Source organism: Caballeronia sp. (genome assembly GCF_049581465.1).
Classification (GTDB): Bacteria; Pseudomonadota; Gammaproteobacteria; order Burkholderiales; family Burkholderiaceae; genus Caballeronia.
This window is the reverse complement of the sequence record NZ_JBAUSA010000602.1, coordinates 1-2,482: the sequence shown is the minus strand read 5'-3', so window position 1 is coordinate 2,482 and position 2,482 is coordinate 1. Positions and strand designations below refer to the sequence as shown.

3 protein-coding genes and 1 pseudogene are annotated in these 2,482 nt (G+C 58.1%); all 4 read right to left on the bottom strand.

Translation table 11 applies throughout. From position 1 onward, the window contains the following. Window positions 1-562: pseudogene (locus WCA53_RS14755) on the bottom strand (muconate cycloisomerase); the annotation flags it as partial. A 97-nt stretch (window positions 563-659) separates the two neighbouring features. After that, complete coding sequence (locus tag WCA53_RS14750) at window positions 660-1,412, bottom strand: carbonic anhydrase family protein (protein WP_423911494.1); 753 nt, start codon at window positions 1,410-1,412, stop codon at window positions 660-662. A gap of 136 nt (window positions 1,413-1,548) precedes the next feature. Continuing rightward, the gene (locus WCA53_RS14745; RefSeq protein ID WP_423911492.1) at window positions 1,549-1,905 is read right to left on the bottom strand and encodes a BON domain-containing protein; all 357 of its coding nucleotides are present in this window, start codon (window positions 1,903-1,905) and stop codon (window positions 1,549-1,551) included. A 191-nt stretch (window positions 1,906-2,096) separates the two neighbouring features. After that, window positions 2,097-2,482 (bottom strand): DUF2894 domain-containing protein (locus tag WCA53_RS14740; RefSeq protein WP_423911490.1); only part of this gene is annotated, 386 nt, incomplete at its 5' end.

The following is a 2,482-nucleotide window of genomic DNA, read 5'->3' as shown; positions in this document are numbered from 1 at the left end:
GGATCGCGAGCACATGCGCGACGTCGTCGGTCACGGGAAGCCGGCCGATCTTCAGCTTGAACACCCGATGCCGCCGGGTTTCCAGCATCTGCCGGGCTTCTTCTATATCGCGCTGGGTATCGCCACTTGCCAGGGTCCATGCAACCTGGACCGAATCCGTCAGGCGGCCGCCGAACAATTCGGACAGCGGAACGCCCAAACGCTGCGCCTGCGCGTCGAACAATGCGGTTTCAATGGCGCATTTGGCGAACCGGTTGCCCTGATAGTGTGAACGCAACTGCCGCATCGCAGCGCCGGGCCGCGTCGCCGGTTGGCCTTTGAGCAGCGGCGCAAAGTAGGTGTCGATATTGACTTTGATGCTTTCCGGGCTCTCCTCGCCATAAGCGAGGCCGCCAATGGTCGTGCCTTCGCCCAGCCCGACTATGCCGTCCGAGCAACGGATACGGACCAGGACGAGGGTTTGGCAATTTATCGTTGCCACGGACAGCCGATGGGGACGAATGGTGGGGACATCGACCAGAATCGTCTCGACGTCCTCGATCTTCACTTGCTCTGCAGTCATTGCTTATCTCCTTGGAACAATGCTACGAACTACGCGTCGCGCTGTCCAAGTCCGATTACAACTACTTCCATACTCCTGGGGTATGGAAGAAAAAACGTCAGGCAAAGAATTCGACCACGCCGCCGTTCAAGTGGTACATCGCCCCAACCATTTTTATTTTTCCATCCTTTTCCATCGGGGCCAACACAGTACTGCCATTTCGTATGGCGTCGATCGTCAGTCGAACATTGGTTTTTGCTACCGCATCGACGAATTCATTATTCTTACTGCTTCTGTCGCCAGCGTATTGCGTTTCATCCACAGCGGGTCGGATCTTGGCCAGGAGAGCGGTCAGGTTTCCCAGTTCAACGTGATCGATGGCTCCCTTGATTGCCCCGCATCCGGTGTGCCCCATGACCAATATGACTTTAGCGCCGGCCGCCGCACACGCGAACTCCAGGCTTCCAATGAGATCGTCATTAGCGATATTGCCCGCGATACGCGCGTTAAAGGTATCTCCGATTCTCGTATCGAGGATGATCTCGGCCGGAGCCCGCGAGTCAATGCAACTCAAGATCACCGCCGCCGGATATTGCCCGGCGGCAGTCGCTCTTTTTTGCGCCAAATAATCGTGAGGCTGCATCTTGCCCAAACGGAAGCGTTTATTTCCCTGCTTGAAGCTCTCGATAATCTCGTCCGGCGTCAACTTGTCTCGCTCGGCCTTCGATAGCGCCGCCGCGTAAACCGATTCAATGCTCCCCATGCTTCCCGCGAGCCCACCCGCTGCGACGCCCAGCGCGGTCTTCAGGAGAGTACGTCTACCCACGCCATGGGAGGAGGCCACCGGACAACAGTCAGTTTGCTTGTGCATGTCATTCTCCGTGAACAACCGTTAAGCGATCGTTATCATGAAGTCAGTTGGCCGCAGGAAGACGACATGCTGCACGCTCCCGCTTCTCCAGGGAGTCATCCGGCCGGCGCGAGCCGGTTGACATGATCAAGAAGGACTACTGACCCACTTCTTTAATTGTCAGATCATTCTTCACGGACGTCACACCGGGCACACCCTTTGTTATCGCGCCCGCCTTATCGATCTGGCTGGCCTCAGGAACGGATCCCGCAAGCGCCACTGCGCCGCCTTTTGCGATTACGTTAAGTTCGGAAGTCTTGACGCCGCCTTTCGTGAGCGCGTGAAACACTTTGCTGCTGAGTGCGCGATTCGCCTGTCTGACGGTTTTCCCACTGGGCGCCACGGTGGATTGAGTCGACGTCGCAGTGGGTTCGCTAGTCTGCGACCACGCATTGAGGGATACCACGACGATCAATGCGCTACCTATCAGCTTGAATGTGTTGATTGCTTGCATTGCTCGCTCCAGTTGGCCAATAGATCCCCAGGGAGAAACGCGGATCTGCCACTACAATCGCTTGCTCATAGGCAATCTGCTCCTATTTTTCTGGCGAAACAATTGGACCTTAGTCCAATAGATCGGCGCGCCACTCTTCTGAGACGACGGTGCCACGCTCGACATCTTGTAGTTGACGATATACGGCGCTACTAGCGTGATTTGCCCCGGGCACTCTTCCTGGCGCTCCCGGAGCGAGGCGCATCTTTATCCGCCAGGGCGCCGCCGCCGTTCATCTGCTCCAGCCACGACAAGGCGTCGACGTACGACAAGAACTGCTGGAGATATCCCGGCGACAGCTCGCGCATCAGCGAGAGCGACCGGTGCACGAGGCTACTCGAATTGAGCGGACCGGCGTTCCCGGGCACGTGCGCAAGCGAGTGCCGCAACTGTCTCTCGGTACTCACCCTGGACCAGGTTTCCCTGAAGTAGTCCAGCACCTCCAGTTCTGGATAGGTGGGGCGGCGGGGCACAGTCGGGGGCGCAGTGTTAGCCGCTGCGCGGCCGTCGCCGTCCGCGGGCGCATGGCGGGCCATGT

What these genes read in the sequence shown, in the direction of transcription:
- WCA53_RS14750 (WP_423911494.1), bottom strand. Translation starts at nt 1,412, where the DNA reads ATGCACAAGCAAACTGACTGTTGTCCGGTGGCCTCCTCCCATGGCGTG.
- WCA53_RS14745 (WP_423911492.1), bottom strand. Translation starts at nt 1,905, where the DNA reads ATGCAAGCAATCAACACATTCAAGCTGATAGGTAGCGCATTGATCGTC.